The sequence below is a fragment of the Bilophila sp. genome (genome assembly GCF_057864385.1).
In genome coordinates this window covers 100,358-115,149 of record NZ_DBMAFI010000002.1, presented here as the reverse complement: position 1 = coordinate 115,149, position 14,792 = coordinate 100,358, and the positions used below count along the sequence as shown (strand labels likewise).

The following is a 14,792-nucleotide window of genomic DNA, read 5'->3' as shown; positions in this document are numbered from 1 at the left end:
CCATAGTCCCCATACAGCCCAACCGTTCAGGCGTCTTCTGAACAAGGGAATGAGGTATGCGATACGCTTCCGAAAGACTCTCGCTTTTCCGCACGGTGTTCGTGCAGGTCGCCGCGTTGCTCCTGTTCGCGGCGGGCGGGGTGTTGTTTGCGGCAGCGGAAAAGGAACTGGATGTACGTTCCGCCCCCCATGCGGAAATGGCCCCCTCCGCCGGGTTGCAGGACATCCGGCTGCCCGCTGTGCTCAAAGACCCGCCGGGCGAGCTCCCCGCGCCTGCCGAGAAATCGCTCCATAAAAAGGCTCGCGGTTCACAGCCGCCCTTTGCCCTGAGCGGACTTTCCCCCATGCTTCAGCCGGAACGTCCTGTCCGGCTCAGTGAAGCCGTCTCGGCCCTTCTCCCCTCATGGCGCGGCCTCGTCGCCTTTCCCCCGCGTCCGCCTAGCGGATCGGGAACGGCCTTTCGTCTCCTCTTGGGGGCCGTTCCCTCCACGCGCCTTGCTTTCCTATGTCGATTCCGGTTCGGATGTACCGCTCCTCCCGACGGGCTTTCCCGCAAAGCCTCCGTCCCTTGGCCTTCGCCCTCGCCTCATCTGGCCTCCTGGCGGAAGGGCCCGGTACGTCCCGGATGCCCCGCATCCACACTGCGACACATTGCGACAGGAAACAGCCATGAAGATAACGTCTCTCCTCGGAACGCTCGCGCTCTCCCTCGGCCTGCTCGCCTCCCCCGCCGCGGCGGAAAAGTTCGTCGTCGGCTTCCAGCCCTACGACACCATCTCCTATCAGGCCATCGTCAACGCCGAACTGGGGCTCTGGAAGAAGTACACCCCCGCCGGTACGGAAATCGAATTCCAGCCCGCCCTGCAAGGCACCGTCGTCGCCAACAACATGCTGGCGAACAAGGCGCTGGTCGGCTACATGAGCGTCATGCCCGCCACCATCCTCTGCTCCAAGCCGAAGCAGGCGGAAATCAAGATGGTCGCCGCCCTCGGCGTAATCAAGGGCGACAAGTTGGCCGACTCCCCCTTCAAGAACTAACCGGTCCCAGCAGTTCCGTTCCCCGCCGGGGCGGAACCGCAACGAAAACCGTGTGCGACGGGCCCTCCCCTAAGGGGCGCGTCTCGGCCCCTGCGCCTCAAACGGGCTTTTCCCAAAGCTGAACCCCACACCAAAGGGGAAACACATGAGCCAAGCCATCATGCAACGCCAGACGACCAAGGGCCCAAGCACCTAGGAAGTGACACTGACGAATACGAAACTCTAGCTGAAGAATCCGACCCCGTACCTGAACGCGCTCGGCCTGGTGGCCTTCGTGCTTTTCTGGTACCTGGCGCTGATACAATCCCCCGTGATCATTATCGCCATGATTACGCTCGGCGCCATCGGCTCGTTGAGCAACTTGCCCATCCGTATGATAGGCAACCGCCTCATGCAGTGGAAGGTAAGGGAGGAAGTACGATGAACAGCGCCGAAATGCCCATGTGTACACATATAAATAATTTCAGTAAAATATATAATACATACAGCACCAAAGTCCTTGCCGTGGACCGCTACACCATGGACATCGCCCCCGGCGAGTTCTGCGTGGTCGTCGGCCCTTCGGGGTGCGGCAAAACAACCCTCCTCAACGCCATAGCGGGCTTCCACAGCATCAGCAACGGGGAAATCCTCCTCGACGGTGAAGAGCTCTGCTCCGCCGACAAGTAGGCGCAGCCCGGCTCCGACCGCATCGTGGGCTTCCAGAGCAGCGCACTGTTCCCGTGGTTCACCGTGCTTGAAGAATCTTTAGGTGTTTTAACTATAAAATTAGTGTGTTGTGATTGGATAGTATGACACCCTTAGACATATATCTGTTGCCAGATTTACAAAAAATCGAACGAAATATTTGAAACAGCAATTTTTTCAATAAAAAATTGAGCGTATTAGCAATATAATGTAGCTATGGTATATCCTCGCAAGAGGAGGACGCCATGGAAGCAAAGCCCACCTGTCCCAAGTGTCATACCGGTACGGTATATCTGAACGGAAAGGTTCTGGAGAAACAAAGGCATCGCTGCAAGCGAGTGTAGATTTCAATTTGCTCGTACCCCCCAAGAGGCCGCCCGGCACATGAAAAAGCTCCGGCTGTTACGCTTTGCACAATAGGACTGTCCCTGCCTGCTATTGCCCGGCTGTTTCATGTCTCACCCCCCGCTGTTTTACGTTGGGTACGAAACGTTGCGGAAAGTACTTATGAAAAGCCTGGGCCCAGTAAAGCGGTCATTGTTGAACTTGATGAAATATGGCATTTTCTCAAGTCAAAAAAACAAACTTTGGATCTGGAAGGCCTGTTGTCGTGATGTCGGTCAACTCATCGACTGAGAATGTAGCGGGCGTACTCAGACTACTCTCCACTGAGTGATGGAGCGTTTGAGGAAGTGGAAAATTTGTTTTTACTGTACGGATAAAAGGAACATTTATCGTCAGTGTCACTGTTTTGCCAAGTTTCGACGAAAAACAGTAGCTATTTCACGGAGTCTGCATATGGTTGATTTAACTATGGCACTTTTTGCCAAGTTCTATGTGAATCGGACACTGGAACACATTAAAACATTATTTAGTTAATACTCTCTGAATGTTGAATACCGCAGGGAAAGGATCACTGCTATCCATACCAGACCACGCTGGCGCTTCTTTGCAAATCTTCTACGCGTACGCGTTCAAAACTATACTGTGGAACTCGTCAAGGCAGAGTACATCGCCGTCAAAAAGGACAAAAAAACAGGTAGGAACATTTATTACCTCCTACCCTCTCCGCCTACGTGTCTTACTCAGGAAGCCGTCATTCCCACCTATGAAACACAGATTTTCGATACCGCTTCCGAGAGTGAAGGCTCACAGGAAACACACGAAACTTTTTTGCCTTATATAAGGGATCAAGATATCCTCTTTCCCCCTTCCGCTCCCAGCAGCGATTTCCCCTCTCCAATCCTCCCGCCGCACTGGATTCTCCTCGTCAGCTCCTACTACCCAGAGGGTACAAGGGAAGAGGGATTTTCATCTTTGTCTCAAACGAATGTGACGATACACGCACCCTGCGTACTACACCGCCCAGTCGTGTCATATAAGTTCGAGCAACTGTGGCTGGCATGACCCCAAACCGCGACCTAGGCCATGCCCCGCAATCGGCAGATTGCTCTACGCATCTCATCCGACGATAGACGCGCAGGGCAACTGCCCCCAATCGAAAAACTGCTCACTACAGTCAAGATCTATAAAGCGTACCGATAGCCGTTGGCTCAACGTCTATCCTCCTAAGTTCTCGAACAGGCTCTACACCCGCCAGTTTGAAAAGGCTCCGCTTGTGCGCCAGAAAAAAACTTCCAAAGTTTCGATAAACCCGCCCTGGACAATCGCTAGATGCCCAAAAGAAAATACATCTAATGTGTACTGCCGCCAGAAACAAGGCTATATTTTTGCATATCGCGTTGCAATGTCACGCCATTGTTTCAATATTTTCCACCAAGCAGTGCGCCTTATAGAGTTCCTTGTCGTATGCCCGTTGCTTTCTACGATTCTTTTTAGGCGAAATAACCGCCGTCATCCCTTATCCTTGTGCCTGATCCGGAATTGCATTGGAATCATTTCCCTGGTCCGCCAACAGGCATTGCGCTGCAAAACCATCAATCAGAGCAGCTTCCTTTTGCAGTCAGCACCTTGTGCAGCAATTGCCCTGAGCGGCATACCATGCGGATCACGGTCAAATGCAGTTTTATGTTGAACCCCATTTTGTGCAGCCCATATCCTGATTGCCGCCTCGTGCTCCCGCCGCATGTGGATGGACCTTACAATGGCTTGCGTCAATCATCAGCTACTCGTAATCAGGTTCATCAATCAAAATTTCGAGGAATTTTTCCCAAATGCCCTTGTCTCGCCGACGGATAAGACGCCGATGTGATTGCCCCATCCGCCGAAGCCAGGCAGGTTGTCATATTTCACCTCTGTATAGAGCAACACGACATAAAATTGGATTCTACACAATCTCGTGACTACACTGTCTAGCATCATCGTGCTCATGGACGAGGATCGGAACAAGATTAAAAAGAATGCCATCCGGATCCAGAAGGCGATCTTCCATCTCTACTTCACGGCTAGGATCGAAACAATCAACTGTATGAATGCCTTTTTCGGTTCCCTGTCTAGGCACGGCTTCGAGAACGTCCACCGTCCTCTCGTGACCACGCAGTCTCTTGCAGACATCATCCCCCAAGCATCACCAGAACCGACTCCAGTGAATCGCCCTGTCCGCACCTGATGAAGCCTCCAACGGCGTTCCCCCCACAGTATCCATTTCTTTAGGGCCACTCTGACCTTTCACTTAGGCGTGCGGCGTCTTCCGAAACTGGGACAACGCAACCACCCCTACGTGTTTCCACAGGCTTACTGCCTTCTTTATACAGGGAGTTGTGGAAACACAGGCCGAACCAATTGCGTGCCATACCTGGACTCTACAGAATAAGAACGCTCTGTAACGCCGTACGGGAGACAAGAGAATGCACCCAATTCCCATTCCGCCCACTTCCTCCCCCGTAAAATCATACCAATTTGGAAACACCACCAGCTTTTTAAGCATATGTATCTTATGGATTATACTCAAAAACACATCAAAAAAATGACGATTAATCTGCCAAATGGTCTTATTTGACATACCATTGTAAGACCATCCATATCTTACGGAGACGAAAAGTGGGAACTTTATTTGGATACTTCCTTACAGATTTTAGGTAACTATAAAACAAAGTATATTGTTTTTCTTATATTATAAAAGAATCAAAAAGTGGTTACGATTGGTGCAAAAATGGTTGACAAGAAAAATACAAACAGACATATTGGACTTACCAATTTATTTTAAAAGGAATGCCTCATGGTCAAGACCGGAGCCGCCACAACCACCGCACGCCCCCTCCGGAGTTACCAGAAGCTCTCGGAGCGCCTCCGGCAGTTCATGGCCGACGGGCACTTCCACGACGGCGATAGGCTCCCCCCGGAGCGCTCACTCGCCGAGTCCTTCGGCGTTTCCCGTAGCAGTGTCCGCGAAGCCATCCGCACACTAGCGGAAAAAGGGCTCCTCGAAAGCCGCCACGGCGACGGCACCTACGTCAGGGTGCCGGATATGGAGCCGCTGCGCAAAGCCATCATCGAAGCCGTGCATTCCGAGGGTGTGCTGTTCGACGAAGTGACTGAATACCGCCGTATCGTGGAACCCGCCATCGCCGAACTCGCCGCCCTGCGGCGTACCCTTAACCAACTCGATCAGCTCAAGATCATCACCTGCGACCAGCAGCGGTGTCTCCTCCTCGGCGAGGATGACGGTGCTCTCGACGCCCGATTCCACCAGCAACTCGCAGAATGCGCGGGCAACCGACTCCTCGCCGAAACCATCACCCAGCTCAACGCCCTGTATGCCGGAGGACGTATGCCCGAACTACGCGATGCGACATGGCGGCAGTTCTCCGTTTCCTCCCACCTACAGATCATTGATGCGCTCGAACGCCAATCCCCTGAAGAGGCCCGCAAGGCCGCCGAAGCCCACATCGATCACGTCGTTTCAAAACACCTTTTCGCCACTGCGAGAGATTAACATGTTGCTTTCCATTCTCGTCTACTGCGTTCTCGGAGCCGTCGCCGGTGCCTTCGCCGGCCTGCTCAGCGTGGTCGGCGTCCGGATGCTCGTCAACGCCCTGTAGGCGGAAACCAAATCAGAGAGGAACGTGTCATGAAGAGCCTTACCGACGTCATCAGTGGAATCATCCTGCTCATCCTATGCGGAATCGGGGCCTGGAGCGTGAGCACCCTTCCCGAATCCGGGATGGAACAGCTCGGCCCCGGCGCTTTTCCCAAAATGATCCTTGTGCCTCTGGTCATTCTGAGCTTCATCCTGATCGTGCAGGGATTCCGCAAGGCCCCGGCGAAGTCCTACTGGCCCGAGGCCAAGGTCTTTAAAAAGATACTCCTCTTCATCGGGCTGTTCTACTTCTATCTCATCACGTTCACCGAACTAGGAGACCTGTTCCTCAACATGGAAAATCCGCCCTTCAACGCCAATGGCGCGTTCAGCATCAGCACCGCGCTCTTCCTGCTCATCGCGCTGCCACTGCTCGGACGGCGCAAGCTCGTGGAAATTGTCGCCGTGGCGGGCATCACCACGGGCGTGCTGGTGGGCGTCTTCGCCGGATTCTTCCAAGTCCTCCTGCCCTGACGCACCGTCCCGCAGGGCGGATTTCCCAACTGGTTACAGCGACACGGCAACGGGTCGCAAGCAGATACAAAAGCCATCTGTTTCGGAGGGGATATGTTCGCGAATATTTTTGACGGCATCATGAACGCCATTTCGATGGGTTCCCTGTTCGCCAACCTCATGGGTGTGGTTCTCGGAATCATCTTTGGCGCGCTGCCCGGCCTGACCGCCGCGATGGGCGTGGCCCTGCTCATCCCGCTAACCTTCGGCATGCCCCCGGTTGAGGCGTTCTCGGCTCTGCTCGGCATGTACGTGGGCGCCATCTACGGCGGGTGCATCACCGCCATCCTCGTCGGCACGCCCGGCACTGTCTCTGCCGCCGCCACCATGCTCGAAGGCCCGGCCCTGACCGCACGCGGCGAGTCCCGGCGAGCGCTGGACATGGCAACGTGGGCGTCCTTCATCGGCGGTTCCGTCAGCGCTCTGGCGCTGGTAAGCGTGGCCCCGCTGCTCGCCAAGGCCGCCATGTCGTTCGGCGCCGCAGAATATTTCGCGGTCGCCGTGTTCGGCCTCACCGTGGTGGCCTCCCTTTCCTCCGGCAAGCTCGTGAAAGGCCTCATCTCTGCACTGGTCGGCCTGTTCCTCGCCACCATCGGCATCGACCCCGTGACCGGCGACATGCGCAATACCTTCGACAACCCCAATTTGTTCAACGGCCTGTCGCTGGTGCCCGTGCTGGTGGGCCTTTTCGCCATGTCTCAGGTACTCGTGACCGTCGAGGACGTCATCCGGGGCGTATCGCTCAAGGAAGGCACCGTATCCAAGCGCGGCCTCTCGCTCAGGGATCTCACCTCCAACACCGTCAACTTCATCCGTTCCTCCGTGATCGGCACACTCATCGGGATCATCCCGGCGACGGGCGTATCGGCGGCTACCTTCCTCGCTTACTCAGAAGCCAAGCGTTTCTCCAAGACCCCGGAAAAGTACGGCAAGGGCTGTCTTGAAGGCATTGCCGCCACCGAATCCTCCAACAACGCGGTGTGTGGCGGTGCGTTGATCCCCTTGCTCACCCTCGGCGTGCCCGGTGACATCATCACTGCCATCATGCTCGGTGCGCTCATGATTCAGGGCCTCACCCCCGGCCCCCTGCTGTTCGTGGAGCATCCGGTGACGGTGTACGGCATTTTTGCCGCCTTCATCATCGCCAACGTCCTGATGCTGGTTTGCGGCCTCATCGCAGTCCGCGGCGCGGGCAAGATCATCGCCATCCCCGGCGCGGTCCTCATGCCCATCGTGATCACCCTGTGTGTGGTCGGCGGCTACGCGGTAAACAGCTCCACCTTTGACCTGCTCGTCGTCGCCATCTTCGGCACGGTTGGTTACCTTATGATTAAGTGCGACTTCCCGCAGCCGCCCTTGCTGCTCGCCATGATCCTCGAACCCATCGCGGAGTCCAATTTCCGCCGCGCCCTGAGCATTTCCCAGAACGACTACAGCATCTTCTACACGAGCCCGGTGGCCTGCATCATCCTCGGCGTCAGCCTGCTCGTACTACTCAAGCCCATCTACGACGACTTCCGCGCCAGCCGCAAGGCCGCCGCGTAACCCAAAGGAGCCCGAAAATGGAACTCGCGCTGTGGAAAGAACGGATTGACGGCTGGTTCGCTGACAAAGAACCAGAAATGCTCGCCCTGCTGGAGCGGCTGGTGAACATGGATTCCTTCACCAGCGACGGCGACGACGTGAACCGCGTCGGTGAAGTGATCAGTGAGTGGATGCGGAATGCCGGATTCCATACGGCGAAGATCGCCAAGGCGCCTATCCCCGCCGACGAACCGTGGATGGCCGCGCTCGGCAACGTGTTCACGGCCCGCACCCATCCCATTGAGGCCGGGCCCGGCATTGCCTTTCTCTCGCACATGGACACCGTGTTCCCCGCCGGGACAGCGGCGGCCCGTCCCTTCCGCCTCGACCGCGCCGCCGACCGTGCCACCGGCCCCGGCGTCACCGACATGAAGGCTGGGCTGGTCCAGAACATGTTCGTAGCCCGCGCCCTCAAGGAACTTGACCTGATCCGCGTGCCCATGACCTTGACCTTCTCGCCGGATGAAGAGCTCGGCTCCCCTTCCACCACGCCTGTCCTCGGCGAACAGCTCAACGGGGCCGTTGCGGCGATCTGTTCCGAACCCGGCTACGCCAACGGCGGCGTGACCCTCGAACGCAAGGGATCGGGGCATATGCTCCTTGAAATCAAAGGCAAGGCCGCCCATGCGGGCCGCTGCTACGAGGATGGCGCGTCCGCCATCCTCGAACTCGCCCATAAGGTGCTCGCCTTCGACCGCTATGTGGATCTACCGAACGAAACCACGGTCAACACCGGCCTCGTCAGCGGCGGCACCTCCGCGAACTCTGTGGCTCCGTGGGCCTCGGCCCGCATCCACATCACCTTCAAGACGCTGGAAACCGGGCGTAGGCTCGCAGACGCCCTACGCACTGAAACGGCAAAGGCCGTCATCCCCGGCACCTCATCGCACCTGAGCGGCGGCGTGCGCTTGCCCCCGCTGGTCCCCACCGCCGATGTGCTGCGCTTCTATGAACTCATCAAGCGCGCGGGCGACCTCATCGGTTACCCTGTCCGCTCCGAACGCTCCAAGGGCACGGCGGAATCCGGCTACACCTCCAGCGTGCTCGGCGTCCCATCCGTATGCAGCATGGGCCCCGAAGGTTCCAACCTGCACTCCGCCGACGAATACATGATTCCCTCCACCTTCGTCCCGCGCTGCAAGCTCGCGGCCCTTGCCGCGCTTCAGGCTGCCGAAACCTTCAGCCCCGCCCCGCGGGTTGAACTCTAGAAGGATGGCGGAAGCCCTTTCCAAAGGCTCATCCTCCGAAGGCCACTCCGCCGTTCCACGCTGGCCCGTTTTCCCGGCCATCCGGGTCAATCGTCAACCCATTACGCTTCAAGGAAACCGTCATGAAGAAGATTCTGACCTGTGCCCTGCTTGCCTGTGCCCTGCTCTTCTCCGGCACGCCCAACGCCTCCGCAGCCTATCCTGACCGTCCTGTCACCATCATCATCCCGTTTGGCCCCGGCGGAGCGGTGGACATCGCCGCGCGTATCCTCGCCGAATACTTCCAGACCAAGCACAACATCACGTTAAACATCGTGTGCAAGGCTGGCGGAGCGGGCGCCCCCGCCATGCTCGATGTAGCCAAGGCCCGCCCGGACGGTTACACCTTCGGCTTTCCGGCCATCGCCACCTTCTCCACCACCCCGCAAATCAAGAACACCGGCTACACCCTGAAGGACTTCCGCGCCGTAGCGCAGGTCACCGTCATGTGGCTGAGCCTCGCCGTCAACGGCGACTCCGGCATCAAGGACATCAAGGGCCTCATGGAAGCCGCCAAGGCCAACCCCGGCAAGGTCAACTTCGCCACCCACGGCGCGCTCTCCACGCAGCGCCTGTTCATGACCCGGCTGCTCAAGGCTTTCCCGGACGTGAGCCTGCCCCACGTCGGCTACACCAGCGGACATGAAGTCTCCACCGCCCTGCTGGGCCGCCACATCACCAGCGCCTTCGGCGTGACCACCAACCAGAAGCCCTATGTGGAATCCGGCGACTTCACCATGATCGGCGTATCCAGCCCGCAGCGTCTGCCCGACTTCCCCGACGTGCCCACCTTCGCGGAACAGATCGGCGATGAATACACCTTCGCTTCCTCCCACGGCCTTGTCGCCCCCAAGCGCGTGCCCAACGACCGCATCGAAACCATGCAGAACCTGCTCAAGGAAGCCCTCGCCGATCCCGACGTGCAGGCCAAGTTCGCCAAGGCCGGGCTGACCACCGACTACCTGCCCGCCGACCAGTTCCAGACCGCCGTCAACGACATGTGGAAGATCATCGGCGACATCATGAAGGAAAACAAGTTCAACTAAACGCGGCGGCCCCCACAAGGGGGCCACGCACCCCGGAGAATCTATGGGATTCACAAGAACTCTCGCAGGCGTCTGTATGGCGGCTCTGCTTTGCGCCTCCGCAGCCGGGGCGGAACCCGTCCCCATGAAGACCGCATGGCTCGGTGAACATGAAACCTTCGCCGTCTGGTACGCAAAGGAAAAGGGCTGGGACAAGGAAGCCGGGCTGGATATCTCCATGCTCCGCTTCGATTCGGGAAAGGCCATCGTTGAGGGCATCCTCGCCTACGACTGGGCCGTGGCCGGATGTGGGGCCGTCCCCACCCTGACCGCCGCCCTGAGCGACCGCATCGACATCATCGCCGTTGCCAACGACGAGTCCGCCGCCAACGCCCTGTACGTGCGTGCCGACAGTCCGATCCTCGCCACGGAGGGGGCCAACCCGGCCTATCCCGCCGTGCACGGCGGCAAGGAAAGCGTCAGGGGCAAGGAAATCCTCTGTCCAAAGGGAACCTCCGCGCACTACATGACCGCCATGTGGCTCAATGCCCTCGGCCTCACCGAACAGGATGTCCACCTCAAAGATATGACAGCCACACAAGCACTCGGCGCATTCGCCGGGGGCCTCGGCGACGCCGTGGCCCTATGGGCCCCGCTCACCTACGACGCCGACGCCAAGGGCTTCAAGCCCGCCGCCCTGTCCCGCGACTGCGGCGTCTCCCAGCCTGTGCTTATTGTCGCCAACCATGACTACGCCGTGAAGCACCCCAACCAGATTGAGGCCTTCCTCAAAATGTACTTGCGTGCCGTTGCCACCCTGCGCGAAACCCCACCGGAAACCCTCGCCCCGGACTACATCCGCTTCTATGAAAGCTGGACAGGCCGCAAGCTCACCCCAGAACTCGCCGTACAAGACCTCCGCAACCATCCCGTATTCACCCTTGATGAACAGCTCGCCCTGTTCGACGACGCGGATGGGAAAGGACAGCTCCGCACATGGCTCGCCGACATTGCCGCCTTCTTTGACGGCATCGGCATGGTGCGGCAGGAAGACCGTCCCCGCCTTGAACGCATGAACGCCGTTACTGACGTCTATCTCAAGGCCCTGCGCTGACCGCCTCCGGGCACATGCCGCCCGCCGACGCCTCAAACACGACGGCTACCGTCCCCTGCGGCCCGTTCCGCAGGGGACGCCGGGCGTCACCGGGAGTTTTCCCCCATTCACCGGCTCCGCGCCGGCTCAAGGAGCATCCCCATGCCGCTGACGGAATGGAAACGCGAACTGGATACGCTGCTGGACGGACAGGAAGCCGACATGCTGGCCTTGCTGGAAACGCTGGTGGGCATCGACTCCCCCACCGCCGACGCAGCGGGCGTAAACCGCGTCGGCGAAACACTCACGGGCTGGCTGGCCCAAGAGGGCTTCGCCACGTTCCGATTACCCAAACCGGCGATCCCCAAAGATGAACCGTGGCAGGCCGACCTCGGCGACGTTTTTATGGCCCGCACCCACGACGCCGCCCATGGGCCGGGCATCGGCTTCATCGGGCACATGGATACGGTCTTCCCCACAGGCACGGCGGCCTCCCGCCCCTTCCGCCTCGACCGAACGGCCGACCGCGTCACCGGGCCGGGCGTTGCGGACATGAAGGCCGGGCTCGTCGCCAGCCTCTTCGCTGCCCGCGCGCTCAAGCGCATGGGCTTCGACTGCCCCATGACCCTGATGTTCTCCGCCGACGAGGAGCTTGGCTCCCCCACTTCCTCCAAGGCCCTCGCTGCGCAGCTTCCGGGGGCACGGGCAGTCATCTGTGCCGAACCCGGCGGGGTTGGGCAAGTCGTCACCGTCTCCCGAAAAGGTTCCGGGCACATGCACCTCAAGATCACGGGCAAGGCCGCCCATGCCGGGCGCTGCTACGCGGACGGCGCTTCCGCCATCCTCGAACTCGCCCACAAGACCCTCGCGATCAACGATTTCCTCGATCTCTCCAGAGGCATAACCGTCAATACCGGGCTGGTCGGCGGCGGCACCTCCGCAAACTCTGTGGCTCCATGGGCCGAATCCCGCATCCACCTGACCTACCGCTCCCTTGAGGACGGCAAACGTGTAGTCACGGGTATCCGGGATCTGGCGGCCCGTTCCTTCGTCCCCGGTACCACGGCGACGGTCAGCGGTGGCCTGCGCCTCTACCCGCTGGAACGCACCCCTGAAGGCGACCGACTATTCGAGCTCGTGCGCGAAGGGGGGCGCGCCCTCGGCATGGACATCACCGGGCAGCACTACGAAAGCGCCGCTGAATCCGGCTTCTGTTCCAGCGAACTCGGCATTCCTACCATCTGCTGCATGGGCCCGGAAGGCGACAACATCCATTCCGTAGACGAATTCATGATCCCCTCTACCCTCGTCCCACGCTGTAAGCTCATTGCCCTGACCGCCCTTCAGGCGGCGCGGGCCTTTGCCCGATAACCATTTCTCCATAGGGATTCCCTTCCGGCACACGCCGGAAGGGGCCTGTTGCGATCCCGCGCCTCCCTTGTGATATTCTCAACATATCCCTCTGAAAGAATAAGATATCTTCCTAAAACAGTTGCGGAAGGAGCGCCCTTCAGCGGACCACCCACGAAACCTCGGCTCTGTGAAGGGAGCATCCCAAGTCCAGAAAGCAGAAATGCATCTGCTGCCTACCCCAGAACACACAGTTCCCCCCCCTGAGCTTCGGGGAACAGGGGGCGGTTCCATCGTCATATCGACCGATGTGCGGTAGTCTCCACCAACGATTTCCTGCTTTGAAAGCCCGAAGCCAAGGCCGATCTCCACGCCGCCGACATAGTGAGCCCTCACTAGACGGCGGGAATGCACCCCTGCTTGACAAGGTAAACCGACCGGAGTCACCTCTCTTCTTTGAAAATATCGTCAACGATATAATATTACGGAACAAACTCCTCGGCCAACTTTGACTTGGGTGATGCACCTCAGATGTTAGCGACGACACCTCAATGGATGTTATTGCATGCATAGCGGAACACATTCACCCGGACAAGGTGCAGGGTAACAGTGTCTGCCGTCCTCCGACAAAATCGTGAGCGCTGCCAGTATCAATATCCCATCTGCTATGCCGTATCGTCAATCAGATACAATATATTAAAATTAATTAATTATTTTCAAATCACAAAAAGATTATTTAAAATAGGGTCTGTCCTAGCTAAGGCTAATGTTTAGATTCTTTTACCCAATACTTTAAATGGGTTAAGAACTCTTTATGGTTGCCGCCGTTGAATCGCCATTCACACTCTTTCAGGAACCAGTAGAAATGTTCTGGCTTGATGCCGTTAAAGCGACGCAAATGCCGTTTTGCCTGGTTCCAAAGATTATCTATCCCATTGATATAATTCCCTCGTTTAGCAAACAGCCTGTTATGATTGATTCGGTGATGATGAAAACAGCTTACGTCCAGCGTATTATACGCCTTGAAAGTGTCTGTGTAGACGATGCTGTCCGGCTCAACCTGCTCCTCAATGATAGGCATCAGCGTTTCTGTACGGGCGTCAGGGATTATGGCCGTGTAAACCTTGCCACTGCGTTTTAACAAGCCAAAAACCGTTATTTTTCCCGCTGCCCCGCGCCCGCGTTTTCCTTTCCTGACCCCGCCCAAATAGCTTTCATCGGCTTCAACCTCTCCTGACAGGCGATAACTGGGCAAATGAGCGGCAACCAGGTGCCTGAGACGCATAAAGTAGGAAACCGCTGTGTTACGGTGAACGCCCGCAAGTTCCCCGGCAGTGCGGGCTGTTGCCCCTGCCACTAATAGTTTTATCAATCCAGACTGTTGACGCAAACTTAATCTGCTTTGCCGTTCACACATGAGCTATCCTAACTATTTTCCCTTAGCTAGGACATCCCCTTAAAATATTTTCAAATAGTTGCATACAAAATGACAACACGACCTAGAACCAATTAACTTTAAAATTTTACATCGTTTAAAGTTAAGACACGCTCGATCCGGCATTAAATGGCACAAATATATTGTGCTTATGCCTTCGCAGCGACCACCTGCTCCCCGCAACCGGAAGAGTATTTTCAACGTGAAAACGCTCTAACGGGAAGGTTTCTTTCCATACAGCCGAAAAAGGCGGGGCATCCCCCGCCTTTTCCATTTCCTGGGGCCGGATACGACAAAACCCGTCCCGCCTATCGGGAACGGGCTGTTCCATTTCCGGCGCACGCCATGCGGCGCTACGCGTCTTTCGGCTGAATGGGGTATTTGGTCATAAACCCGGTGACGGTGGCGACGGCGACCAGCGTCCCGTCCGAATCGGTGATGCGGACGTCATAGGTCCCCAGATTCCTGCCCGAACGGATCTTGCGGGCTTCGCCGCGCAGGGGGCCGATGCGCCCCGGTTCGAGATAGGAAATGTTCGTCTGGGCGTTGACGCAGTAAAGCCCGGCGGCGTTGGAAACCGTGGCGAACGTCATGTCCACCAGCGCAAAAATGGCCCCGCCGTGCGCGTGGCCCATGCCGTTGCGGTGGCGCTCGTCCAGCGGCATGATCGCCACGCCATGCTCAGGCCCGACTTCGAGGAGCTCAATCCCCATGTGCCGGGCGAACGGATCATAATGGTTGAAATGGTAACGGACTTCTTCGTAAGACGGCATCCTGCCCT

General features: G+C 57.8%; 16 protein-coding genes and 1 pseudogene. 12 read left to right on the top strand and 5 right to left on the bottom strand.

Annotated elements, in window-relative coordinates; all coding sequences use genetic code 11:
* Nucleotides 1-26: 26 nt before the first annotated feature.
* Nucleotides 27-293: a hypothetical protein gene (locus ACZM8Y_RS01155; protein ID WP_479858243.1), complete on the bottom strand. Its 267-nt coding sequence runs from the start codon at nucleotides 291-293 to the stop codon at nucleotides 27-29.
* Between the two features lie 376 nt (nucleotides 294-669).
* On the opposite strand from ACZM8Y_RS01155, the gene ACZM8Y_RS01150 reads away from it, so the two are divergent.
* From ACZM8Y_RS01150 to ACZM8Y_RS01135, 4 genes are all read left to right on the top strand, one after another.
* Nucleotides 670-1,038 (top strand): hypothetical protein, encoded by a 369-nt coding sequence (locus tag ACZM8Y_RS01150; protein ID WP_479858242.1) that lies wholly within the window; start codon nucleotides 670-672, stop codon nucleotides 1,036-1,038.
* Between the two features lie 274 nt (nucleotides 1,039-1,312).
* On the top strand, nucleotides 1,313-1,462 hold the full coding sequence (locus tag ACZM8Y_RS01145; protein ID WP_337430334.1) for a hypothetical protein: 150 nt from the start codon (nucleotides 1,313-1,315) through the stop codon (nucleotides 1,460-1,462).
* On the top strand, nucleotides 1,459-1,707 hold the full coding sequence (locus tag ACZM8Y_RS01140; RefSeq protein ID WP_337430333.1) for an ATP-binding cassette domain-containing protein: 249 nt from the start codon (nucleotides 1,459-1,461) through the stop codon (nucleotides 1,705-1,707). Before ACZM8Y_RS01145 ends, ACZM8Y_RS01140 begins: the two co-directional genes overlap by 4 nt.
* 362 nt (nucleotides 1,708-2,069) lie before the next feature.
* Entirely contained in the window at nucleotides 2,070-2,339 is a 270-nt protein-coding gene (locus ACZM8Y_RS01135) for a helix-turn-helix domain-containing protein (RefSeq protein WP_479858259.1), read from the top strand.
* Between the two features lie 1,058 nt (nucleotides 2,340-3,397).
* Here the strand turns inward: ACZM8Y_RS01135 and ACZM8Y_RS01130 are convergent.
* Nucleotides 3,398-3,960, bottom strand: a pseudogene (locus ACZM8Y_RS01130) (IS5 family transposase); the annotation flags it as partial.
* 64 nt (nucleotides 3,961-4,024) lie between these two features.
* Here ACZM8Y_RS01130 and ACZM8Y_RS01125 point away from each other — a divergent pair.
* From ACZM8Y_RS01125 to ACZM8Y_RS01095, 7 genes are all read left to right on the top strand, one after another.
* Nucleotides 4,025-4,294, top strand: coding sequence for a VirB4 family type IV secretion/conjugal transfer ATPase (locus tag ACZM8Y_RS01125; RefSeq protein ID WP_479858241.1), 270 nt, complete (start codon nucleotides 4,025-4,027; stop codon nucleotides 4,292-4,294).
* A 609-nt stretch (nucleotides 4,295-4,903) separates the two neighbouring features.
* A complete protein-coding gene (locus ACZM8Y_RS01120) occupies nucleotides 4,904-5,620 on the top strand; it encodes a FadR/GntR family transcriptional regulator (RefSeq protein ID WP_479858240.1) in 717 nt (238 codons plus the stop codon).
* 135 nt (nucleotides 5,621-5,755) lie between these two features.
* Nucleotides 5,756-6,238, top strand: a complete 483-nt coding sequence (locus tag ACZM8Y_RS01115) for a tripartite tricarboxylate transporter TctB family protein (protein ID WP_302553063.1) — start codon at nucleotides 5,756-5,758, stop codon at nucleotides 6,236-6,238.
* 93 nt (nucleotides 6,239-6,331) lie between these two features.
* Nucleotides 6,332-7,822, top strand: a complete 1,491-nt coding sequence (locus ACZM8Y_RS01110; RefSeq protein ID WP_337432062.1) for a tripartite tricarboxylate transporter permease — start codon at nucleotides 6,332-6,334, stop codon at nucleotides 7,820-7,822.
* Between the two features lie 17 nt (nucleotides 7,823-7,839).
* Nucleotides 7,840-9,069 carry a M20/M25/M40 family metallo-hydrolase gene (locus ACZM8Y_RS01105; protein WP_302553065.1) on the top strand — a complete coding sequence of 410 codons (1,230 nt, stop codon included), beginning with the start codon at nucleotides 7,840-7,842 and terminating at the stop codon, nucleotides 9,067-9,069.
* Nucleotides 9,070-9,191: 122 nt separating this feature from the next.
* Nucleotides 9,192-10,154, top strand: coding sequence for a Bug family tripartite tricarboxylate transporter substrate binding protein (locus ACZM8Y_RS01100; RefSeq protein ID WP_302553066.1), 963 nt, complete (start codon nucleotides 9,192-9,194; stop codon nucleotides 10,152-10,154).
* A 43-nt stretch (nucleotides 10,155-10,197) separates the two neighbouring features.
* A complete protein-coding gene (locus tag ACZM8Y_RS01095) occupies nucleotides 10,198-11,247 on the top strand; it encodes an ABC transporter substrate-binding protein (protein WP_482330468.1) in 1,050 nt (349 codons plus the stop codon).
* On the opposite strand, the gene ACZM8Y_RS01090 is transcribed toward ACZM8Y_RS01095, so the two are convergent.
* Nucleotides 11,231-11,377, bottom strand: a complete 147-nt coding sequence (locus ACZM8Y_RS01090) for a hypothetical protein (protein WP_337432060.1) — start codon at nucleotides 11,375-11,377, stop codon at nucleotides 11,231-11,233. The two genes, ACZM8Y_RS01095 and ACZM8Y_RS01090, sit on opposite strands and share 17 nt — an antisense overlap.
* 11 nt (nucleotides 11,378-11,388) lie before the next feature.
* On the opposite strand from ACZM8Y_RS01090, the gene ACZM8Y_RS01085 reads away from it, so the two are divergent.
* Nucleotides 11,389-12,597, top strand: coding sequence for a M20 family metallopeptidase (locus tag ACZM8Y_RS01085; protein ID WP_302553068.1), 1,209 nt, complete (start codon nucleotides 11,389-11,391; stop codon nucleotides 12,595-12,597).
* Between the two features lie 742 nt (nucleotides 12,598-13,339).
* On the opposite strand, the gene ACZM8Y_RS01080 is transcribed toward ACZM8Y_RS01085, so the two are convergent.
* Together ACZM8Y_RS01080 and ACZM8Y_RS01075 are read right to left on the bottom strand one after the other, a co-directional pair.
* Nucleotides 13,340-13,993 (bottom strand): IS1595 family transposase, encoded by a 654-nt coding sequence (locus tag ACZM8Y_RS01080; protein WP_482330467.1) that lies wholly within the window; start codon nucleotides 13,991-13,993, stop codon nucleotides 13,340-13,342.
* 371 nt (nucleotides 13,994-14,364) lie between these two features.
* Complete coding sequence (locus ACZM8Y_RS01075) at nucleotides 14,365-14,784, bottom strand: PaaI family thioesterase (RefSeq protein ID WP_302553070.1); 420 nt, start codon at nucleotides 14,782-14,784, stop codon at nucleotides 14,365-14,367.
* Between the last annotated feature and the right edge of the window lie 8 nt (nucleotides 14,785-14,792).

Bases quoted from the DNA above. Each gene is read 5' to 3' on its own strand.
- ACZM8Y_RS01155 (WP_479858243.1), bottom strand. From the start codon at position 293: ATGGAGCGATTTCTCGGCAGGCGCGGGGAGCTCGCCCGGCGGGTCTTT.
- ACZM8Y_RS01150 (WP_479858242.1), top strand. From the start codon at position 670: ATGAAGATAACGTCTCTCCTCGGAACGCTCGCGCTCTCCCTCGGCCTG.
- ACZM8Y_RS01140 (WP_337430333.1), top strand. From the start codon at position 1,459: ATGAACAGCGCCGAAATGCCCATGTGTACACATATAAATAATTTCAGT.
- ACZM8Y_RS01120 (WP_479858240.1), top strand. From the start codon at position 4,904: ATGGTCAAGACCGGAGCCGCCACAACCACCGCACGCCCCCTCCGGAGT.
- ACZM8Y_RS01115 (WP_302553063.1), top strand. From the start codon at position 5,756: ATGAAGAGCCTTACCGACGTCATCAGTGGAATCATCCTGCTCATCCTA.
- ACZM8Y_RS01110 (WP_337432062.1), top strand. From the start codon at position 6,332: ATGTTCGCGAATATTTTTGACGGCATCATGAACGCCATTTCGATGGGT.
- ACZM8Y_RS01105 (WP_302553065.1), top strand. From the start codon at position 7,840: ATGGAACTCGCGCTGTGGAAAGAACGGATTGACGGCTGGTTCGCTGAC.
- ACZM8Y_RS01100 (WP_302553066.1), top strand. From the start codon at position 9,192: ATGAAGAAGATTCTGACCTGTGCCCTGCTTGCCTGTGCCCTGCTCTTC.
- ACZM8Y_RS01095 (WP_482330468.1), top strand. From the start codon at position 10,198: ATGGGATTCACAAGAACTCTCGCAGGCGTCTGTATGGCGGCTCTGCTT.
- ACZM8Y_RS01085 (WP_302553068.1), top strand. From the start codon at position 11,389: ATGCCGCTGACGGAATGGAAACGCGAACTGGATACGCTGCTGGACGGA.
- ACZM8Y_RS01080 (WP_482330467.1), bottom strand. From the start codon at position 13,993: ATGTGTGAACGGCAAAGCAGATTAAGTTTGCGTCAACAGTCTGGATTG.
- ACZM8Y_RS01075 (WP_302553070.1), bottom strand. From the start codon at position 14,784: ATGCCGTCTTACGAAGAAGTCCGTTACCATTTCAACCATTATGATCCG.